The sequence below is a fragment of the Streptomyces sp. VTCC 41912 genome, from assembly GCF_045799175.1.
GTDB lineage: Bacteria > Actinomycetota > Actinomycetes > Streptomycetales > Streptomycetaceae > Streptomyces > Streptomyces albulus_C.
In genome coordinates this window covers 31,455-49,562 of the sequence record NZ_JBJMAB010000011.1, presented here as the reverse complement: position 1 = coordinate 49,562, position 18,108 = coordinate 31,455, and the positions used below count along the sequence as shown (strand labels likewise).

The window sequence follows — 18,108 nt, the reverse complement described above, 5'->3', positions numbered from 1 at the left end:
CGGTCGGGGACAGCCCATACAGCTCGCCGGTATCCAAAACCGGCGTACCAACGAGGAGATCGGTTCGTGACGATCCGCGTAGGCATCAACGGATTCGGCCGCATTGGTCGCAACTACTTCCGCGCGCTCCTGGAGCAGGGTGCGGACATCGAGATCGTCGGTGTCAACGACCTGACCGACAACGCCACCCTGGTCCACCTGCTGAAGTACGACACCATCCTGGGTCGTCTGAAGCAGGAGGTCAGCCACACCGACGACTCCATCACGGTCGGCGACCAGACCTTCAAGACGATGGCCGAGCGCGACCCCGCCAACCTCCCCTGGGGCGAGCTGGGCGCCGACATCGTCATCGAGTCGACCGGCATCTTCACCAAGCGCGAGGACGCCGCCAAGCACCTGGCCGCCGGCGCCAAGAAGGTGCTCATCTCCGCGCCCGCCAAGGGCGAGGACATCACCATCGTGATGGGCGTCAACCAGGACAAGTACGACGCGGCCAACCACCACGTCATCTCCAACGCGTCCTGCACCACCAACTGCGTGGCGCCGATGGCCAAGGTCCTCGACGAGAACTTCGGCATCGTCAAGGGCATGATGACCACGGTCCACGCGTACACCAACGACCAGCGCATCCTGGACTTCCCGCACTCGGACCTGCGCCGCGCCCGGGCCGCCGCGGAGAACATCATCCCGACCTCGACGGGCGCCGCCAAGGCCACCGCCCTGGTTCTCCCGCAGCTCAAGGGCAAGCTGGACGGCATCGCCATGCGCGTCCCGGTCCCCACCGGCTCGGTCACCGACCTCGTCCTGGAACTCGACCGCGAGGTCAGCAAGGACGAGATCAACGCCGCCTTCCAGAAGGCGGCCGAGGGTCAGCTCAAGGGCATCCTGGAGTACACCGAGGACCCGATCGTCTCCTCGGACATCGTCAACTGGCCGGCCTCCTGCACGTTCGACTCCTCCCTTACGATGGCGCAGGGCAAGCAGGTCAAGATCGTCGGCTGGTACGACAACGAGTGGGGCTACTCCAACCGTCTGGTGGACCTCACCGTCTTCGTCGGTGGCCAGCTCTGATCACTGCCTGACGTCACCCAAGGCACCGGAATGTGGGACGGGGCTCGTAGGGCGCGGCAACGCGTCGTACGGGCCCCGTCCCATGACGGACTACAACGGAGTTCACTTCATATGAAGACGATCGACGACCTCGCCACGGAAGGCGTCGCCGGCAAGCGGGTCTTCGTCCGCGCCGATCTCAACGTTCCCTTGGACGGCACCACCATCACCGACGACGGCCGGATCCGCGCCGTCGCCCCGACGATCGCCAAGCTGGCCGGGCTCGGCGCGAAGGTGATCGTCGCCTCCCACCTGGGCCGCCCCAAGGGCGCCCCGGACCCCGCCTTCTCGCTGGCCCCGGCGGCCGAGCGGCTCGGCGAGATCCTCGGCCAGGACGTGGCGTTCGCCACCGACACGGTCGGTGAGTCGGCCGCTGCCGTGGTCGCGGGTCTGGCCGACGGACAGGTGGCCGTCCTGGAGAACCTCCGCTTCAACGCGGGCGAGACCAGCAAGGACGACGCCGAGCGCGGCGCCTTCGCCGACCAGCTCGCCCAGCTCGCCGACCTCTACGTCGGCGACGGCTTCGGTGCCGTGCACCGCAAGCACGCCTCGGTCTTCGACCTGCCCAAGCGGCTGCCGCACGCCGCCGGCGACCTGATCGCCACCGAGGTCGGCGTGCTCAAGAAGCTCACCGAGGACGTCAAGCGCCCCTACGTGGTGGTGCTCGGCGGCGCCAAGGTCTCCGACAAGCTCGGCGTCATCGACAACCTGCTCAAGAAGGCCGACCGCATCCTGATCGGCGGCGGCATGGCGTACACCTTCCTGGCGGCCAAGGGCCACGAGGTCGGCATCTCGCTGCTGCAGAAGGACCAGATCCCGGTCTGCCTGGGGTACCTGGCGGAGGCGGAGAAGCGCGGCGTGGAGTTCGTGCTCCCCGTCGACGTACTGGTTTCGGCCGACTTCCCGGACCTGAAGACCAAGGCCCCGGCCAACCCGGACCTCGTCGCCGCGGACGCCATCCCGGCCGACAAGGAGGGCTTGGACATCGGCCCGAAGACCCGCGAGCTCTACGCCGCGAAGCTCGCCGACGCGGGCACCGTCTTCTGGAACGGCCCGATGGGCGTCTTCGAGCACCCCGACTACGCGAACGGCACCAAGGCCGTCGCCCAGGGGCTGCTGGCATCGGACGCCTTCACCGTCGTCGGCGGCGGTGACTCGGCCGCCGCGGTGCGCCTGCTCGGCTTCGACGAGAATGCTTTCGGCCACATTTCGACCGGTGGCGGCGCCAGCCTCGAGTACCTCGAAGGCAAGACGCTCCCCGGCCTCGCCGCTCTGGAGGACTGAACAACCGTGAGTGACCGCACCCCGCTGATGGCGGGCAACTGGAAGATGAACCTCAACCACCTCGAGGCCATCGCCCACGTCCAGAAGCTCGCCTTCGCCCTCAGCGACAAGGACTTCGACCAGGTGGAGGTCGCGGTTCTGCCGCCCTTCACCGATCTGCGCTCGGTGCAGACCCTCGTCGACGGCGACAAGCTCAAGATCAAGTACGGCGCCCAGGACCTGTCGGCGCACGACTCCGGTGCCTACACCGGCGAGATCTCCGGCGCCATGCTGGCCAAGCTCAAGTGCACCTACGTGGCCGTCGGCCACAGCGAGCGCCGCCAGTACCACGGCGAGGACGAGGAGATCTGCAACGCCAAGGTCAAGGCCGCGTTCCAGCACGGTCTGACCCCGATCCTGTGCGTCGGCGAGGGCCTGGACGTCCGCAAGGCCGGCAACCAGGTCGCGCACACCCTCGCCCAGGTCGACGGCGGCCTGAAGGACGTCCCGGCCGCACAGGCCGAGACGATCGTGATCGCCTACGAGCCGGTGTGGGCCATCGGCACCGGCGAGGTCGCCACGCCCGAGGACGCGCAGGAGGTCTGCGGTGCCATCCGCGGCCGCCTCGCCGAGCTCTACAGCCAGGAGCTGGCCGACAAGGTCCGCATCCAGTACGGCGGCTCGGTCAAGTCGGGCAACGTCGCGGCGATCATGGCGCAGCCTGATGTGGACGGCGCCCTGATCGGCGGCGCGGCCCTGGACGCGGACGAATTCGTGAAGATCGTCCGTTTCCGCGATCAGTAGCAGCTATGACGACGGGCCCGGCCCGTCGTACCCTGTCGGGGCCGGGTCCGGTGTCGTGCGCACCGCCCGGCCCCGCACCGTCCGGCACCTTCGGACGGCTGGTGCGTTCCGTCCGACAGTCCTCAGAGAGTTGGTCCAGCCGTGGTCATCGGGTTCTCGATCGCCCTCATCATCTTCAGCGTGCTGCTGATGATGTTGGTGCTCATGCACAAGGGAAAGGGCGGCGGTCTGTCCGACATGTTCGGTGGCGGCATGCAGTCCTCGGTCGGCGGCTCCTCCGTCGCCGAGCGCAACCTCGACCGCATCACGATCGTGATCGCCCTGCTCTGGTTCGCCTGCATCGTGGTGCTCGGCATCCTGATGAAGCTCGGCAGCTGACATACCGTCGGGGACGCGGCCTATCATGAAGGCAGCGTCCCGGGACGGTAACTCGTGTCACTGGACGCGCGTTGGGCCTTACGTAGACTGGGGCGCCCGCAGCGCAGCTGCTGTGAGAGCACGCGGCACCATTACGCAGGGAGTTACGACCGTGGCAAGTGGCAACGCGATCCGAGGAAGTCGGGTCGGGGCGGGGCCGATGGGGGAGGCCGAGCGCGGCGAGTCCGCGCCGCGTATCCGCATCTCCTTCTGGTGCTCCAACGGGCACGAGACGCAGCCCAGCTTCGCCGGCGATGCCCAGGTGCCGGACACCTGGGACTGCCCCCGCTGTGGTTTCCCGGCCGGCAAGGACCGGGACAGCCCGCCGGACCCGCCGCGTACCGAGCCGTACAAGACGCACCTCGCCTACGTCCGGGAGCGCCGCAGCGACGCCGACGGCGAGGCGATCCTGGCCGAGGCGCTCGCCAAACTCCGCGGCGAGATCTGACCGCACCGCAGCGCACTGCCGAGTACGACCGGCCCGGCCGGAAGGGACACCGCTCCCCTTCCGGCCGGGCCGATCGCGTTGTCGGGCCCGCCGCGTGGCACCGGGGCGGCGGCCATCTGAGGCTCGTGATGGGGAGGTTGCCCCAGGCCCGATGTCAGAGGTCGACCGTACGGTTTTCAGCAGGCGGATCCCGCGCGGGGACCGCCCGGGCGCGGTACGGGGGCGACGATGGCGCGGACGGTGGCGGGTGGCGCGGCGGGAGTTGACGGCCGCTTCGGGGGCGGCGGGTTCGGTCGGTTGTGGAGCGCCGCCGTCGTCTCCGCCTTCGGTGACGCGCTGCGGGGCACCGCCCTCCCGTTGCTCGCCCACGCGTTGACCGCCGATCCGCTGCTGATCGCGCTGGTCACCGCCTGCGGCTTCGCTCCGTGGCTGCTCTTCGGACTGCTCGGCGGCGCGGTCGCCGACCGGGTCGACCAGCGGCGCGCGATGTGGGCGGTGGACCTGTTGCGCGGGCTGCTGATGGCCGGTTTCGCGCTGGCGGTGGCGGCGGGCGCGGCGGGCATCGGGCTGTTGCTGGCGCTGGCCTTCGCGCTCACCACCCTCCAGACGCTCTTCGACAACGCCGCCACCGCCCTGCTGCCGGCGGTGGTGCCCAGAGCGGCGTTGACCACCGCCAACGCCCGTCTGATGACCGGCCAGGAGGTGGTCAGACGGTTCGTCGGCGGACCGGTGGCGCCGGTGCTGATCGGGGTGAGCGTCGCGCTGCCCTTCCTGGCCGACGCGGCGACGTACCTGCTCGCCGCCGCGCTGGTGGCCTCGTTGCGCACCGGTGCGCCGCCCCGCCCGCCGGCCGTCGCCGGGCGAACCCTGCGGCGGGAAATGGCCGAGGGCCTAAGGGCGTTGCGCGGTGACCGGGTGCTGCGGGGTATCTGCCTGTCGGTGGCGCTGGGCAATATCGGCCTCGGCGCGCTGATCGCCGAGCTCGTCGTGGTCGTCAAGGACTGGCTGGGCGCGGGGGACTTCGGGTACGTCGCGGTGACGACGGGGTACGGGGCCGGCGCGGTGCTCGGCGGGCTGCTGGCGGGCCGGGTCGTCGCCGCGCTCGGCGGGCAGCTGCGCACCCTGCTGCTGGCCGGCGCGGTGCAGACCGTGGTGCTGGTGGGGTTCGGCACGGTGCGGGTGCTGTGGTCCGCGGCCCTGGCGCTGGCCCTGTTCGGCTTCGCCGGCACGGTGTGGAACGTCCTGGAGACGACGCTGGTCCAGCAGCGCGCCCCGGAGGCGATGCTGGGCCGGATCAGCTCCGCGTTCCGCACGGTCTCGATCGCCGGGACCCCGGTGGGCGCACTGCTGGGCGGCGGGGCCGCGGTGGCGTGGGGGCCCAACTCCCCGGCGCTGGTGGCGGCCGCGTTGCTGGGGGTGGGGACGGTGGTGTTGGCACCCGTTGTTCGGGGCGGCGACGGCACCCCGTCCGACGGGGGACAGATACCTCATACCGCGCCCTGATCAATTAGGTTGGAGGACGGCGGGGCCGCTACGAGACGAAGAAGGCTGATGTCCGAATGAACGCAGAAGGCCGCGGCAGGCTCGACCAGATGCCTGAGTGGACCGCGTTGAGCAAGCACCGCGAGCAGATGGGGGAGGTGCACCTGCGCGAGCTGTTCGACAAGGACCCCTCGCGCGCCGGGCGCCTGACCCTCCAGGTCGGCGACCTGCACCTGGACTACTCCAAGCACCTGGTCACCGACGAGACCCTGCGGCTGCTCCGCGAACTGGCCGCGGCGACCGGCGTGGCCGAGCTGCGGGACGCGATGTTCCGCGGCGAGAAGATCAACATCACCGAGCACCGCTCCGTGCTGCACACCGCGCTGCGCGCGCCGGGCTCGGCGGCCATCGTGACCGACGGGGAGAACGTCGTTCCCGCGGTGCAGCACGTCCTGACGCGGATGTCGACGTTCGCCGACCGGGTCCGCTCCGGGGACTGGAAGGGGTACACCGGCCGCCGGATCAAGACGGTCGTCAACATCGGGATCGGCGGCTCGGACCTGGGCCCCGCGATGGCGTACGAGGCGCTGCGCGCCTACACCCACCGGGACATGCAGTTCCGCTTCGTCTCCAACGTGGACGGTGCCGACCTGCACGAGGCGGTGCGCGACCTGGACCCGGCCGAGACGCTGTTCATCGTCGCGTCGAAGACCTTCACCACCATCGAGACCATCACCAACGCCACCTCCGCGCGGGACTGGCTGCTGACCGGCCTCGGGGCCGGCCAGGAAGCGGTCAGCAAGCACTTTGTGGCGCTGTCGACCAATGCCGAGAAGGTCGCCGAGTTCGGCATCGACACCGACAACATGTTCGAGTTCTGGGACTGGGTCGGCGGCCGCTACTCCTACGACTCCGCCATCGGGCTGTCGCTGATGATCGCGATCGGCCCGGAGCGGTTCCGCGAGATGCTCGCCGGTTTCCACCTCGTCGACGAGCACTTCCGCACCGCCCCGCCGGAGGAGAACGCCCCGCTGCTGCTGGGCCTGTTGGGCATCTGGTACGGCAACTTCTGGGACGCCCAGTCGCACGCCGTGCTGCCCTACAGCCACTACCTCTCCAAGTTCACCGCCTACCTCCAGCAGTTGGACATGGAGTCCAACGGCAAGTCCGTGGACCGCGAGGGCCGGCCGGTGGACTGGCAGACCGGCCCGGTGGTCTGGGGCACCCCCGGCACCAACGGCCAGCACGCCTACTACCAGCTGCTCCACCAGGGCACGAAGACGATCCCGGCCGACCTGCTCGGCTTCGCCCGGCCGGTCGAGGACCTCCAGCCGCACCTGGTCGCCCAGCACGACCTGCTGATGGCCAACCTCCTCGCGCAGGGCCAGGCGCTGGCGTTCGGCAAGACCGCGGACGAGGTGCGCGCCGAGGGCGTCGCCGAGGAACTGGTGCCGCACCGCACCTTCCGGGGCAACCACCCCACCACCACGATCCTGGCGTCGGAGCTGAGCCCCTCGGTGCTGGGCCAGTTGATCGCGCTCTACGAGCACAAGGTGTTCGTCCAGGGCGCGGTGTGGAACATCAACTCCTTCGACCAGTGGGGCGTGGAGCTGGGCAAGGTCCTGGCCAAGCGCGTCGAGCCGGCGCTCACCGAGGGCGCCGAGGTGCCGGGCCTGGACGCGTCCACGGCCGGTCTGGTCGCCAAGTACCGCGAGCTGCGCGGTCGTTGATGCGATGTGCCGATGGCCCCGCACCCTTCGGGGTGCGGGGCCATCGGCACATCCGCGGCGCTCCGGCGGGCCGGTGCGCCGCCCGGCTCAGGAGGACGCCGGGGGGTAGAGGGCACGCGGCAGCTGGGTGGCGGCCGCCTCGTCCAGCAGCCACAGCGTCCGGCTGCGGCCGCGCGCCCCGGCGGCCGGGGCCTGCACCTCGCCGGCACCGGACAGCGCGATGGCCGCGGCATTGGCCTTGTCCTCGCCGGCCGCCAGCAGCCAGACCTCTCGTGCCGCGCGGATCGCGGGCAGGGTCAGCGTGACCCGGGTGGGCGGCGGCTTGGGCGCTCCGCGCACCCCGACCACGGTCCGCTCCCGCTCGTAGACCGCGGGGAGCTCCGGGAAGAGCGAGGCGACGTGGGTGTCCGGGCCGACGCCCAGCAGCAGGACGTCGAAGGACGGCACCGCGCCGCCCGCGGCGGCGGCCGCGGACTGGTAGTGCTCCGGGCCCGCGGCGGCGGCCAGTTCGGCCGCGTACGCCTCGGCGGCGGCGTCCGCGTCGTTGCCGTGCGGGCCGTCCGAGGGCGCCATCGGGTGCACCCGGGCCGGGTCCAACGGAACGCTGTCCAGGAGCACCTCGCGGGCCTGGGTGTGGTTGCGCTCCGGATCGCCGTCCGGCAGGAAGCGTTCGTCGCCCCACCACAGGTCCAGCCGGGACCAGTCGACCGCGTCCCGGGCGGGCGCCTCGGCCAGGGCCGCGAGCAGCCCGTTGCCGTTGCGCCCGCCGGTGAGCACGACGGAGGCGGTGCCGCGGGCCGACTGGGCATCGACGATCTTGGTGATCAGCCGGGCCGCGGCGGCCTTCGCCATCAGCTCCTTGTCGCGGTGGACGACGACCTGCGGTGCACTCACTTGGCGGCCGCCTTCTTGGCGGGCGCCTTCTTCGCCGCCGGCTTGGCCGGGGTGTCGCCCGCGTCGGCGGCCTTGCCGGCCGCCGGCTGGTCGGCGGCCGGGGCCGGCGCCTGCCCGTCCGGCTCGCCGATCCGCTGCACGCCGTACTTCAGCGCGGCGGCGTAGATGTCGTCCGGGTCGAGCCGGCGCAGCTCCTCGGCGAGCAGCTCGGAGGTCTCCCGCCGCTTGAGCGCCACCGCGCGGTCCGGCTGACCGCGCATGGACAGGGTGGCCAGCGAGCCGTCCGCGCGGTCCAGGACAATCGTTCCGGCACTGGATTCCAGGCGCACCGCGGTGAGCCCGGGGCCGGTCGAGACGGTGCGCTGGACCGGCACGTCCAGCCGGCTGGCGAGCCACATGGCGAGCAGCTCGCAGCTGGGGTTGAACTCCTCGCCCTCGACCACGGCCGAGGTGACGGTGCACGGAGACTGGTCCAGTGCCGCCGCCAGCATGGAGCGCCAGGGCGTGATCCGGGTCCAGGACAGGTCCGTGTCGCCCGGGGTGTAGGTGTCGGCGCGCGCGGACAGCTCCCGGATGGGCTCCTCGGAGGCGTACGCGTCGGTGACCCGGCGCTGCGCCAGTGCGCCGAGCGGGTCCTGGGCCGGGTCCAGCGGGGCGTTGACCGCCCACCAGACCACCACCGGGGCGTCCGGCAGCAGCAGCGGCAGCACCACGGACTGGGCGTGGTCGATCGCCTCGCCGTACAGGCGCAGCACCACCGTCTCCCCGGTGCCGGCGTCCGTGCCGACCCGCACCTCGGCGTCCAGCCGGGCCTTGGCGCGGTCGCGCGGCGACCGGCTGACCCGCTTGATGACGACGAGGGTGCGCGAGGGGTGCTCGCGGGACGCCTCGTTGGCGGCCTTCAGGGCGTCGTAGGCGTTCTCCTCGTCGGTGACGATGACGAGGGTGAGCACCATGCCGATGGCCGGGGTGCCGACGGCGCGGCGGCCCTGGACCAGCGCCTTGTTGATCTTGCTGGCCGTGGTTTCCGTCAGATCGATCTTCATGGCCGACGCCAGCTCCGTCCGTCTCGTGCGAGCATTTCGTCTGCCTCGTCGGGACCCCAGGTGCCCGCCGGGTACTGCGCGGGCTTGCCGTGCTTGTCCCAGTAGGTCTCGATCGGGTCGAGGATCTTCCAGGACAGCTCGACCTCCTCCAGGCGGGGGAAGAGGTTGGCGTCGCCGAGCAGCACGTCGAGGATCAGCCGCTCGTACGCCTCGGGGCTGGACTCCGTGAAGGACTCGCCGTACGCGAAGTCCATCGAGACGTCGCGCACCTCCATCGAGGTGCCGGGCACCTTGGAGCCGAACCGCACGGTCACGCCCTCGTCCGGCTGCACCCGGATGACCAGGGCGTTCTGCCCCAGCTCCTCGGTGGCGGTGTGGTCGAACGGGGAGTGCGGGGCGCGCTGGAAGACGACCGCGATCTCGGTGACCCGGCGGCCCAGGCGCTTGCCGGTCCGCAGGTAGAAGGGGACGCCCGCCCAGCGGCGGTTGTCGATCCCGAGCTTGATCGCGGCGTAGGTGTCGGTCTTCGACTTGGGGTCGATGCCGTCTTCCTCGGCGTAGCCGACGACCTTCTCGCCGCCCTGCCAACCGGACGTGTACTGCGCCCGGACGGTCTCCTTGCCGAGGTCCTTGGGCAGCCGGACGGCGCCCAGCACCTTGGTCTTCTCCGCGACCAGCGCGTCCGCCTCGAAGGAGGCGGGCTCCTCCATGGCGGTCAGCGCGAGCAGCTGGAGGAGGTGGTTCTGGATGACGTCACGGGCGGCGCCGATGCCGTCGTAGTAGCCGGCCCGGCCGCCGATGCCGATGTCCTCGGCCATCGTGATCTGCACGTGGTCGACGTAGCTGCGGTTCCACAGCGGCTCGAACATGGTGTTGGCGAACCGCAGCGCCAGGATGTTCTGGACCGTCTCCTTGCCCAGGTAGTGGTCGATCCGGAAGACCTCGTTGGGCGGGAAGACCTCGTGGACGATGCGGTTGAGCTCCTGGGCGCTCTTCAGGTCGTGACCGAAGGGCTTCTCGATGACCGCGCGGCGCCAGGAGTCCTCCTTCTGGTCGGCCAGCCCGTGCTTCTTGAGCTGCTGGACGACCTTGGGGAAGAACTTCGGCGGCACCGACAGGTAGAAGGCGAAGTTGCCGCCCGTGCCCTGCGCCTTGTCGAGCTCGTTGATGGTGTCCTTGAGCGTCTCGAAGGCGTCGTCGTCGTCGAAGTTGCCCTGGACGAACCGGCAGCCCTGCACCAGCTGCTGCCAGACCTCTTCGCGGAACGGCGTGCGGGAGTGCTGCTTGACGGCCTCGTACACCTCTTGTGCGAAGTCCTCGTCCTCCCACTCGCGGCGGGCGAAGCCGACCAGCGAGAAGCCCGGCGGCAGCAGCCCCCGGTTCGCCAGGTCGTAGACCGCGGGCATCAGCTTTTTACGGGACAAATCGCCCGTGACGCCGAAAATGACCAGGCCCGACGGCCCCGCGATACGCGGGAGCCGTCGGTCCGCGGCGTCACGGAGCGGGTTAGCTCCGTGTGAACCAGACAAGGGAGATCAGCCCTCCGAGGGAGCGAGGCGCGCCAGTTCCGCCTCGGTCGACTTGAGCAGGTCGTTCCACGCCGACTCGAACTTCTCCACGCCCTCGTCCTCCAGGAGCTGCACGACGTCGTCGTACGAGATCCCGAGCGCGCCGATCGCGTCGAGGTCGGCCTGGGCGGCGGCGTAGGTGCCGGAGATGGTGTCGCCGGTGATCTGGCCGTGGTCGCCGGTGGCCTGCAGGGTGGCCTCGGGCATGGTGTTGACCGTGCCGGGGGCGACCAGCTCGTCCACGTACAGGGTGTCCTTGTACGCGGGGTCCTTCACGCCGGTCGAGGCCCACAGCGGACGCTGCTTGTTGGCGCCCGCCTTGTCCAGGGCGGCCCAGCGGTCCGAGGAGAAGACCTCCTCGAACGCCTGGTACGCCAGTCGGGCGTTGGCCAGCGCGGCCTTGCCCTTGAGCGCCTTCGCCTCGTCGGTGCCGAGCTTCTCCAGGCGCTTGTCGATCTCGCTGTCCACGCGGGACACGAAGAACGACGCCACCGAACGGATCTCGGACAGGTCCAGGCCCGCGGCCTTGGCCTTCTCCAGACCGGCGAGGTAGGCGTCCATCACCTCGCGGTAGCGCTCCAGCGAGAAGATCAGGGTGACGTTGACGCTGATGCCCAGGCCGATCACCTCGGTGATGGCCGGCAGGCCCGCCTTGGTGGCCGGGATCTTGATCAGCGTGTTCGGGCGGTCCACCAGCCAAGCGAGCTGCTTGGCCTCGGCGATGGTCGCCACGGTGTGGTGCGCCAGCCGCGGGTCGACCTCGATGGAGACCCGGCCGTCCTGGCCACCGGTGGCGTCGAAGACCGGGCGCAGCACGTCGGCGGCGTCCCGGACGTCCGCCGTGGTGATCATGCGGATGGCTTCCTCGACGGTGACCTTGCGGGCCGCCAGGTCCGCCAGCTGCGGGCTGTACCCGTCGCCGGAGGAGATCGCCTTCTGGAAGATCGACGGGTTGGTCGTGACGCCGACGACGTGCTGCTGGTCGATCAGTTCGGCCAGGTTGCCGGACGTGATGCGCTTGCGCGACAGGTCGTCCAGCCAGATCGCCACGCCCTCGTCGGAGAGGCGCTTGAGTGCGTCTGTCATGGGTTCTGCATCTCCTACTAGTCGTATGTGGGCGTCAGCGCGCGGCGGCGGCCAGGGATTCCCGCGCGGCGGTGGCCACCGCTTCGGGGGTGAAGCCGAACTCGCGGAAGAGGACCTTGGCGTCGGCGGAGGCGCCGAAGTGCTCCAGGGACACGATCCGGCCGGCGTCGCCGACGTAGCGGTGCCAGGTGAGGCCGATGCCGGCCTCGACGGCGACCCGGGCCTTGACGGACGGGGGCAGCACGCTGTCGCGGTACTCCTGGTCCTGCTCCTCGAACCACTCCACCGACGGCATCGACACCACGCGGGTGGGCACGCCCTCGGCCTGGAGCTGCTCGCGGGCCGCGACGGCCAGCTGCAGTTCGGAACCGGTGGCGATCAGCACGAGCTGCGGCTCGGCGGCCCGGCCGTCGGCGCCTTCGGCCTCGAAGCGGACGTAACCACCCTTGGCGGTGTCGTCGTTGGCCTCGTACGTCGGCACGCCCTGACGGGTCAGTGCCAGCGCGTGCGGGGCGCCCACGCCGAACTCCTTCGTCCAACGGCGCATGATCTCGCGCCAGGCGAGGGCGGTCTCGTTGGCGTCGGCCGGGCGGACGACGTTCAGGCCCGGGATGGCGCGCAGCGACGCCAGGTGCTCGACCGGCTGGTGGGTCGGGCCGTCCTCGCCCAGACCGATGGAGTCGTGCGTCCACACGTACGTCACCGGCAGGTGCATCAGGGCGGACAGCCGGACGGCGTTGCGCATGTAGTCGGAGAACACCAGGAAGGTGCCGCCGTAGATGCGGGTGTTGCCGTGCAGCGCGATGCCGTTCATCTCCGCGCCCATGGAGTGCTCGCGGATGCCGAAGTGGACGGTGCGGCCGTAGGGGTCGGCGCCCGGCAGCGGGTTGCCCTCGGGCAGGAACGACGAGGTCTTGTCGATCGTGGTGTTGTTCGAGCCCGCGAGGTCGGCGGAGCCGCCCCACAGCTCGGGCACGACCGCGCCCAGCGCCTGCAGCACCTTGCCGGAGGCGGCACGGGTGGCCACCGCCTTGCCGGTCTCGAACGCCGGGACGTGCTCCTGCCAGCCCTCGGGCAGTTCGCCCGCGGCCATCCGGTCGAACGCGGCGGCGCGCTCGGGGCTGGCGGTGCGCCAGGCGGCGAACGCCTTCTCCCACTCGGCGCGGGCCTCGCGGCCGCGGTCCAGGGCGCCGCGGGTGTGCGCCAGGACCTCGTCGGCGACCTCGAAGGTCTGCTCCGGGTCGAAGCCGAGCACGCGCTTGGTGGCGGCGATCTCCTCCTCGCCCAGCGCCGAGCCGTGGGCGGCCTCGGTGTTCTGGGCGTTGGGGGCCGGCCAGGCGATGATCGAGCGCATCGCGATGAACGACGGGCGGTCGGTCACGGCCTTGGCGGCCTCCAGGGCCCGGGCCAGGCCGGCCGGGTCCAGGTCGCCGTTGGGCGCCTGCTCGACGCGCTGGACGTGCCAGCCGTACGCCTCGTAGCGCTTGCAGGTGTCCTCCGAGACCGCGGTCTCGGTGTCGCCCTCGATGGAGATGTGGTTGTCGTCCCACAGCAGCACGAGGTTGCCGAGCTTCTGGTGGCCGGCCAGGGAGGACGCCTCGGCGGCGATGCCCTCCTGGAGGCAGCCGTCGCCGGCGATGCAGTAGATGGTGTGGTCGAAGGGCGAGGTGCCCTGCGCCGCCTCGGGGTCGAACAGGCCGCGCTCGTAACGGGACGCCATCGCCATGCCCACGGCGTTGGCGACGCCCTGGCCCAGCGGGCCGGTGGTGGTCTCCACGCCGGTGGTGTGGCCGTACTCCGGGTGACCGGGGGTCTTCGAGCCCCAGGTACGGAAGGCCTTCAGGTCGTCCAGCTCCAGGCCGAAGCCGGCCAGGAAGAGCTGGGTGTAGAGGGTCAGGCTGGAGTGGCCGGCAGAGAGGACGAACCGGTCGCGGCCGGTCCAGTCCGCATCGGCGGGGTCGTGCCGCATGAGCTTCTGGAACAGAACGTAGGCGGCGGGCGCCAGGCTCATGGCCGTACCCGGATGGCCGTTACCGACCTTCTGCACGGAATCCATGGCCAGGACGCGGGCGGTATCCACCGCCCGCTGGTCCAGTTCGGTCCACTCGAAATCTGTGGTGGTCGGCTTGGTGCTCACCCTGAGTCAGGGCTCCTCTCCACATGTCGAACGCGGACGGCATGTCCGCCCAGGCGGTGTCGAGCCTACCCCCGTAAATGGGCCCGCCTTTTCGACGCTCAGTCGGTGATTTCAGCGCTCAGTCGGTGCTCAGTCGGCGCCGGGGGCGCTCAGTCGGCGGACGGGTCCCGTGGGAGCAGTCTTCGCTCGGGGCCAGCACGTCGAAGCCGGGGCGTTCCCGGCGCCGGGGGCGCGCCCTAGGACCAGACTGCCGGGCCCCCGGCGCCTCCGCCTCTCGAACGCCGGACGACCGTCCCGGGAGACCTCCGGACAAACCGTCGCGCGCTCCGCCGGGCCCGCCGCCGCGCCCCCCCCGCGCTCAGGCGCCCAACACGACCCCACCCCCGCGAGAGCCGTCGTATGGCCAACGTCTAAAGTGGCGTGGTAAGCGCAAGCCTTTACCGGGTGTTCACTGCCGGCGGAGCTTGCTGGCCTTATCTCCGCGGCCCAGGCCGCTGACGTTAACTTCCAGGGGTGTGCGTGACGGCCGTCGAAACCCGTCCTGCGGGGGGGCTCTCTCAAGTCCCCGGGAGTCCCGGTAACCGGCCGTTCGGGGCCCGGGTGAAGGCGTTCATCGCGCTGACCAAGCCGCGGGTCATCGAACTGTTGCTGATGACGACGGTGCCGGTGATGTTCCTGGCCGCCGGAGGCGTGCCGGACCTGTGGCTGGTGCTGGCCACCTGCGTCGGCGGTTACCTCTCCGCCGGCGGCGCCGCCGCCTTCAACATGTACCTCGACCGCGACATCGACGCGATGATGGACCGCACCGCGCAGCGGCCGCTGGTCACCGGGATGGTCTCGCCGCGCGAGTGCCTGGTCTTCGCGTCCGCGCTCACGGTCGGCTCCACCGTGCTGTTCTGGTACCTCGTCAACCCGCTGTCGGCGATGCTGTCGCTCGGGGCGATCTTCTTCTACGTGGTCGTCTACACGATGATCCTGAAGCGGCGCACCTCGCAGAACATCGTCTGGGGCGGCATCGCGGGCTGCATGCCCGTCTTCATCGGCTGGTCCTCGGTGACCAACTCCGTCTCCTGGGCCTCGCTTGTCCTCTTCCTCGTCATCTTCTTCTGGACGCCGCCGCACTACTGGCCGCTGTCGATGAAGGTCACCGACGACTACAAGCGGGTCGGCGTGCCGATGCTGCCGGCCGTGGCGGGCAACAAGGTCGTCGCCCGTCAGATCGTCGTCTACAGCTGGGTGATGGTCGCGGTCTCGCTGCTGCTCCAGCCGCTGGGCTACACCGGCTGGTTCTACACCGCCGTCGCGGTCGCCTGCGGCGCCTTCTGGCTCCGCGAGGCGCACGCCCTCCAGACCCGCGCCAAGGCCGGCGTCACCGGTGCCAAGCTCAAGGAGATGCGGCTGTTCCACTGGTCCATCACCTACGTGTCGCTGCTGTTCGTCGCCGTCGCGGTGGACCCCTTCCTGCGCTGACGGAGGTGTGGGGGATCACCTCCACAAGGGCCGTACCCGCGAGTAGCATGCTGACCATGGCAGACACCCAGCAGGCGGACGAGCAGGCGGCGGGCGGCCCGGCCACCGCCAATGCGGCGCAGAAGCGGGCCGACAAGCAGGCGGCCCGACTCGCCAAGCAGATCCGGGCCTTCGCGAGTTCCCACGGCGGCAGCGCCGAGGGACAGCTCGCCCACATCGGCCGCGGGCGCACCCGGATCGCCCTGGTCGGTGCCAACGGCGAGTGGGGCAACCTCGTCGCGGACAGCTACGGCGCCGCCGAGAAGGCCGCCGAACAGGCCGGCCTCACGCTCCAGGACGACTTCGACGGCGAGCTGGCCGGCAAGGTCCGCACCGGTCCGTACGAGTGGTCCCGGATGGCCGGCCTCCAACTGGGCGGCCCGGCCAACCCGTAGGGCTTTGCGGCGCCGCGCCCCGGTGCCGTGCGCCGGGGCGCGGCGCCCGCTACCTCACCGCGGGCCCGCCCGTTAGGCTCACCGGGCACGGTGGACCGGCCACGCGCCCCGGGGCCGACGGCGGAGGAGGGCGGATGGCGGCGCTCCCGCTCGTCGACCAACACAGCCACGGTGCCGTCCACGGCGAGCTCGGCCTCGGTTCCTTCGAGGCACAGATGGCCGCCGCCTCGGGTGCCGAGGGCCCGGCGCCCGCCGGCACCAGCCACTTCGACACCCGCACCGGGCTCGCGATACGCCGCTGGTGCCCCCCGCTGCTCGGTCTGGAGCCGCACTGTTCGCCGGTGCGCTACCTGGCCCGCCGGCGGGAGCTGGGCGCCTTCCTGGCCGGCCGGATGCTGCTGCGCGGGGCCGGTATCGGCGCGTTCCTGGTGGAGGCCGGCGCCCCGGCGGGCCTGACCTCGGCCGCCGAACTCGCGGCCGCCGCCGAGGCCCGCGCCCACGAGGTCGTCCGGTTGGAACCGCTCGCCGAGCAGGTCGCCGACACCTCCGGCAGCGTCGACTCCTTCCTCGGCTACACCGCCGAGGCCCTCTACGCCGCCGCCCAGCACGCCATCGCCTTCGCCTCCGGCGCCACCCACTGCGAGGGGCGGGCTCCGGACGCGGGCGCGGTGCGCCGGGCCGCGGACCGCTGGTTGCGCGGCCGCCGCCGGGGGGAGCCGCTGGGGGAGCCGGCGCTCGTCCGGCACCTGTTGTGGAGCGCGGTGGCCACCGGGCTGCCGGTGCAGCTGCACTGCCCCGATCCGCAGCCGCTGACCGACTTCCTGCGGGCCACCGCCGGGCTCGGCTCGGACGTGGTGCTGCTGCCCCGGGTCCCGCACCACCGGCGGGCCGCGCAGCTCGCCACGGTGCACGCCCACGTCTACGCGGACGCCGGCCCGTTCCCCGAGGAGACGCTGGGCCAGGCGCCGTTCGGCAAGCTGCTGTTCTCCTCGGGGGCGCGGGGGCTGCCCGAGCTCTACGTCACCGCGGCCCGGCTCTTCTCACGGGCCGTCGAACGCGTCGTCGGGGAGTGGGCCGCCGAGGGGCTGTGCGCCGCCTCGGACGGCCGGCGGATCGTCGAGCTGGTCGGCTCGGGGACCGCGCGCCGGGTCTACCGGCTGGCGGCGGAGGCGAGCTGAGCGTCCGGCGCCGCGTCGACGGCCGGCGCGGCGGGGTCGTCCTCCTGGAGCGGGCCGCGGACGCGCAGGGCGAGAGCGACCCGCAGCACGGCGATCCACACCAGGGTCGAGCCCAGCATGTGCAGCCCGACCACGATCTCCGGCAGGCCGCTGAAGTACTGGACGTAGCCGATGACGCCCTGGAGTGCGATGCAGCCGAGGAGTTCCAGCGCGGTGCGGCGCGCCGCGGCCGGGGCCTTGACCGCGCGCAGGGCGAACCACAGGGCCACGCTCAGGCCGACCACGACGTAGACGAAGTCGACGTGGAGCTGGGTGACTTCCTGCCAGTTCAGCGGGATGCGGTGGACCTTGTGGGCGTCGCCGGCGTGCGGGCCGGTGCCGGTGACGACCGTGCCGATCACGGTGAGCGCGCCGGTCGCCGCCACCAGCAGCCAGGACAGCTGCCGGACCGGTCGGGCCACCACGTCGCGCGGCTCCTCGTCGCCCTCCTTGGCGCGCTGCCAGCTCAGCACCGCGACCGTCAGCAGGGCGCTGGTGAGCAGGAAGTGCGCGGCGACGAGGTACGGGTTCAGGCCGGTCAGCACGACGATGCCGCCCCAGACCGCGTTGCCCATCACGATCCAGAACTGCGCCCAGCCGAGCCGGGTGAGGGCCCGGCGACGCGGTGCGCGGGCCCGGGCGGCGATGATGAACAGTCCGATGGCCGCGCACAGGACGTAGGTCAGCATGCGGTTGCCGAACTCGATGAGGCCGTTGATGCCCATCGCGGCGGTCGGAGTGAGGCTGTCCGGCGTGCACTTGGGCCAGGTCGAGCAGCCGAGGCCGGACTCGGTCAGCCGGACCGCGCCGCCGGTCACGACGATGATCACGGCCATCACGACGGTGGCGAGCGCCGCCCGCCGGACGAAGCGCGCGGAGGGCTGCCAGTGGCGGGCGATCAGCTCAAGGGGATTCAGCGTGTTCGGCACGGGAGTCATCGTAGGCGGCGGCTTGTGCGAGTTTTCACGAGGGGTGCGAAACGGGCGCGCGGGGCTGGTCGGG

16 protein-coding genes are annotated in these 18,108 nt (G+C 71.3%); 10 read left to right on the top strand and 6 right to left on the bottom strand.

The window, feature by feature from the left end:
- Window positions 1-66 precede the first annotated feature (66 nt).
- From gap to pgi, 7 genes are all read left to right on the top strand, one after another.
- Window positions 67-1,071, top strand: a complete 1,005-nt coding sequence (gene gap / locus ACJ6WD_RS18135; protein WP_016578664.1) for a type I glyceraldehyde-3-phosphate dehydrogenase — start codon at window positions 67-69, stop codon at window positions 1,069-1,071.
- A gap of 111 nt (window positions 1,072-1,182) precedes the next feature.
- On the top strand, window positions 1,183-2,394 hold the full coding sequence (locus ACJ6WD_RS18130) for a phosphoglycerate kinase (RefSeq protein ID WP_016578663.1): 1,212 nt from the start codon (window positions 1,183-1,185) through the stop codon (window positions 2,392-2,394).
- A 6-nt stretch (window positions 2,395-2,400) separates the two neighbouring features.
- On the top strand, window positions 2,401-3,177 hold the full coding sequence (gene tpiA / locus ACJ6WD_RS18125; protein ID WP_016578662.1) for a triose-phosphate isomerase: 777 nt from the start codon (window positions 2,401-2,403) through the stop codon (window positions 3,175-3,177).
- Between the two features lie 141 nt (window positions 3,178-3,318).
- Window positions 3,319-3,555, top strand: coding sequence for a preprotein translocase subunit SecG (gene secG / locus ACJ6WD_RS18120; protein WP_016578661.1), 237 nt, complete (start codon window positions 3,319-3,321; stop codon window positions 3,553-3,555).
- A 151-nt stretch (window positions 3,556-3,706) separates the two neighbouring features.
- A complete protein-coding gene (locus tag ACJ6WD_RS18115; protein ID WP_016578660.1) occupies window positions 3,707-4,042 on the top strand; it encodes an RNA polymerase-binding protein RbpA in 336 nt (111 codons plus the stop codon).
- 228 nt (window positions 4,043-4,270) lie between these two features.
- On the top strand, window positions 4,271-5,545 hold the full coding sequence (locus ACJ6WD_RS18110; protein ID WP_407616171.1) for an MFS transporter: 1,275 nt from the start codon (window positions 4,271-4,273) through the stop codon (window positions 5,543-5,545).
- 56 nt (window positions 5,546-5,601) lie between these two features.
- A complete protein-coding gene (gene pgi, locus ACJ6WD_RS18105; RefSeq protein WP_233658220.1) occupies window positions 5,602-7,254 on the top strand; it encodes a glucose-6-phosphate isomerase in 1,653 nt (550 codons plus the stop codon).
- A gap of 87 nt (window positions 7,255-7,341) precedes the next feature.
- Here pgi and pgl read toward each other — a convergent pair whose 3' ends face one another.
- The 5 genes from pgl to tkt are packed head-to-tail and all read right to left on the bottom strand — an operon-like array spanning window position 7,342 to window position 13,985.
- Entirely contained in the window at window positions 7,342-8,148 is an 807-nt protein-coding gene (pgl, locus tag ACJ6WD_RS18100) for a 6-phosphogluconolactonase (protein ID WP_233658221.1), read from the bottom strand.
- The gene (gene opcA / locus ACJ6WD_RS18095; protein ID WP_016578656.1) at window positions 8,145-9,194 is read right to left on the bottom strand and encodes a glucose-6-phosphate dehydrogenase assembly protein OpcA; all 1,050 of its coding nucleotides are present in this window, start codon (window positions 9,192-9,194) and stop codon (window positions 8,145-8,147) included. The genes pgl and opcA overlap by 4 nt, the downstream gene beginning before the upstream one ends.
- On the bottom strand, window positions 9,191-10,723 hold the full coding sequence (gene zwf, locus ACJ6WD_RS18090) for a glucose-6-phosphate dehydrogenase (protein ID WP_376558675.1): 1,533 nt from the start codon (window positions 10,721-10,723) through the stop codon (window positions 9,191-9,193). The genes opcA and zwf overlap by 4 nt, the downstream gene beginning before the upstream one ends.
- A gap of 6 nt (window positions 10,724-10,729) precedes the next feature.
- A complete protein-coding gene (gene tal / locus ACJ6WD_RS18085; RefSeq protein WP_233658222.1) occupies window positions 10,730-11,848 on the bottom strand; it encodes a transaldolase in 1,119 nt (372 codons plus the stop codon).
- A gap of 34 nt (window positions 11,849-11,882) precedes the next feature.
- Complete coding sequence (gene tkt, locus ACJ6WD_RS18080) at window positions 11,883-13,985, bottom strand: transketolase (protein ID WP_407616170.1); 2,103 nt, start codon at window positions 13,983-13,985, stop codon at window positions 11,883-11,885.
- A gap of 519 nt (window positions 13,986-14,504) precedes the next feature.
- On the opposite strand from tkt, the gene ACJ6WD_RS18075 reads away from it, so the two are divergent.
- The 3 genes from ACJ6WD_RS18075 to ACJ6WD_RS18065 all read left to right on the top strand — a co-directional run bounded on the left by ACJ6WD_RS18075 (window position 14,505) and on the right by ACJ6WD_RS18065 (window position 17,067).
- A complete protein-coding gene (locus ACJ6WD_RS18075) occupies window positions 14,505-15,455 on the top strand; it encodes a heme o synthase (protein ID WP_233658224.1) in 951 nt (316 codons plus the stop codon).
- 47 nt (window positions 15,456-15,502) lie between these two features.
- The gene (locus ACJ6WD_RS18070; protein WP_016578651.1) at window positions 15,503-15,889 is read left to right on the top strand and encodes a hypothetical protein; all 387 of its coding nucleotides are present in this window, start codon (window positions 15,503-15,505) and stop codon (window positions 15,887-15,889) included.
- 134 nt (window positions 15,890-16,023) lie between these two features.
- Entirely contained in the window at window positions 16,024-17,067 is a 1,044-nt protein-coding gene (locus ACJ6WD_RS18065) for an amidohydrolase (protein ID WP_407616169.1), read from the top strand.
- Here the strand turns inward: ACJ6WD_RS18065 and ACJ6WD_RS18060 are convergent.
- The gene (locus ACJ6WD_RS18060) at window positions 17,040-18,035 is read right to left on the bottom strand and encodes a COX15/CtaA family protein (RefSeq protein WP_407616168.1); all 996 of its coding nucleotides are present in this window, start codon (window positions 18,033-18,035) and stop codon (window positions 17,040-17,042) included. The genes ACJ6WD_RS18065 and ACJ6WD_RS18060 overlap by 28 nt on opposite strands.
- Between the last annotated feature and the right edge of the window lie 73 nt (window positions 18,036-18,108).

Excerpts from the sequence above, each read along its gene's own strand:
- opcA (WP_016578656.1), bottom strand. The coding sequence starts at position 9,194 with ATGAAGATCGATCTGACGGAAACCACGGCCAGCAAGATCAACAAGGCG.
- pgi (WP_233658220.1), top strand. The coding sequence starts at position 5,602 with ATGAACGCAGAAGGCCGCGGCAGGCTCGACCAGATGCCTGAGTGGACC.
- tal (WP_233658222.1), bottom strand. The coding sequence starts at position 11,848 with ATGACAGACGCACTCAAGCGCCTCTCCGACGAGGGCGTGGCGATCTGG.
- ACJ6WD_RS18110 (WP_407616171.1), top strand. The coding sequence starts at position 4,271 with ATGGCGCGGACGGTGGCGGGTGGCGCGGCGGGAGTTGACGGCCGCTTC.
- ACJ6WD_RS18070 (WP_016578651.1), top strand. The coding sequence starts at position 15,503 with ATGCTGACCATGGCAGACACCCAGCAGGCGGACGAGCAGGCGGCGGGC.
- ACJ6WD_RS18130 (WP_016578663.1), top strand. The coding sequence starts at position 1,183 with ATGAAGACGATCGACGACCTCGCCACGGAAGGCGTCGCCGGCAAGCGG.
- ACJ6WD_RS18065 (WP_407616169.1), top strand. The coding sequence starts at position 16,024 with ATGGCGGCGCTCCCGCTCGTCGACCAACACAGCCACGGTGCCGTCCAC.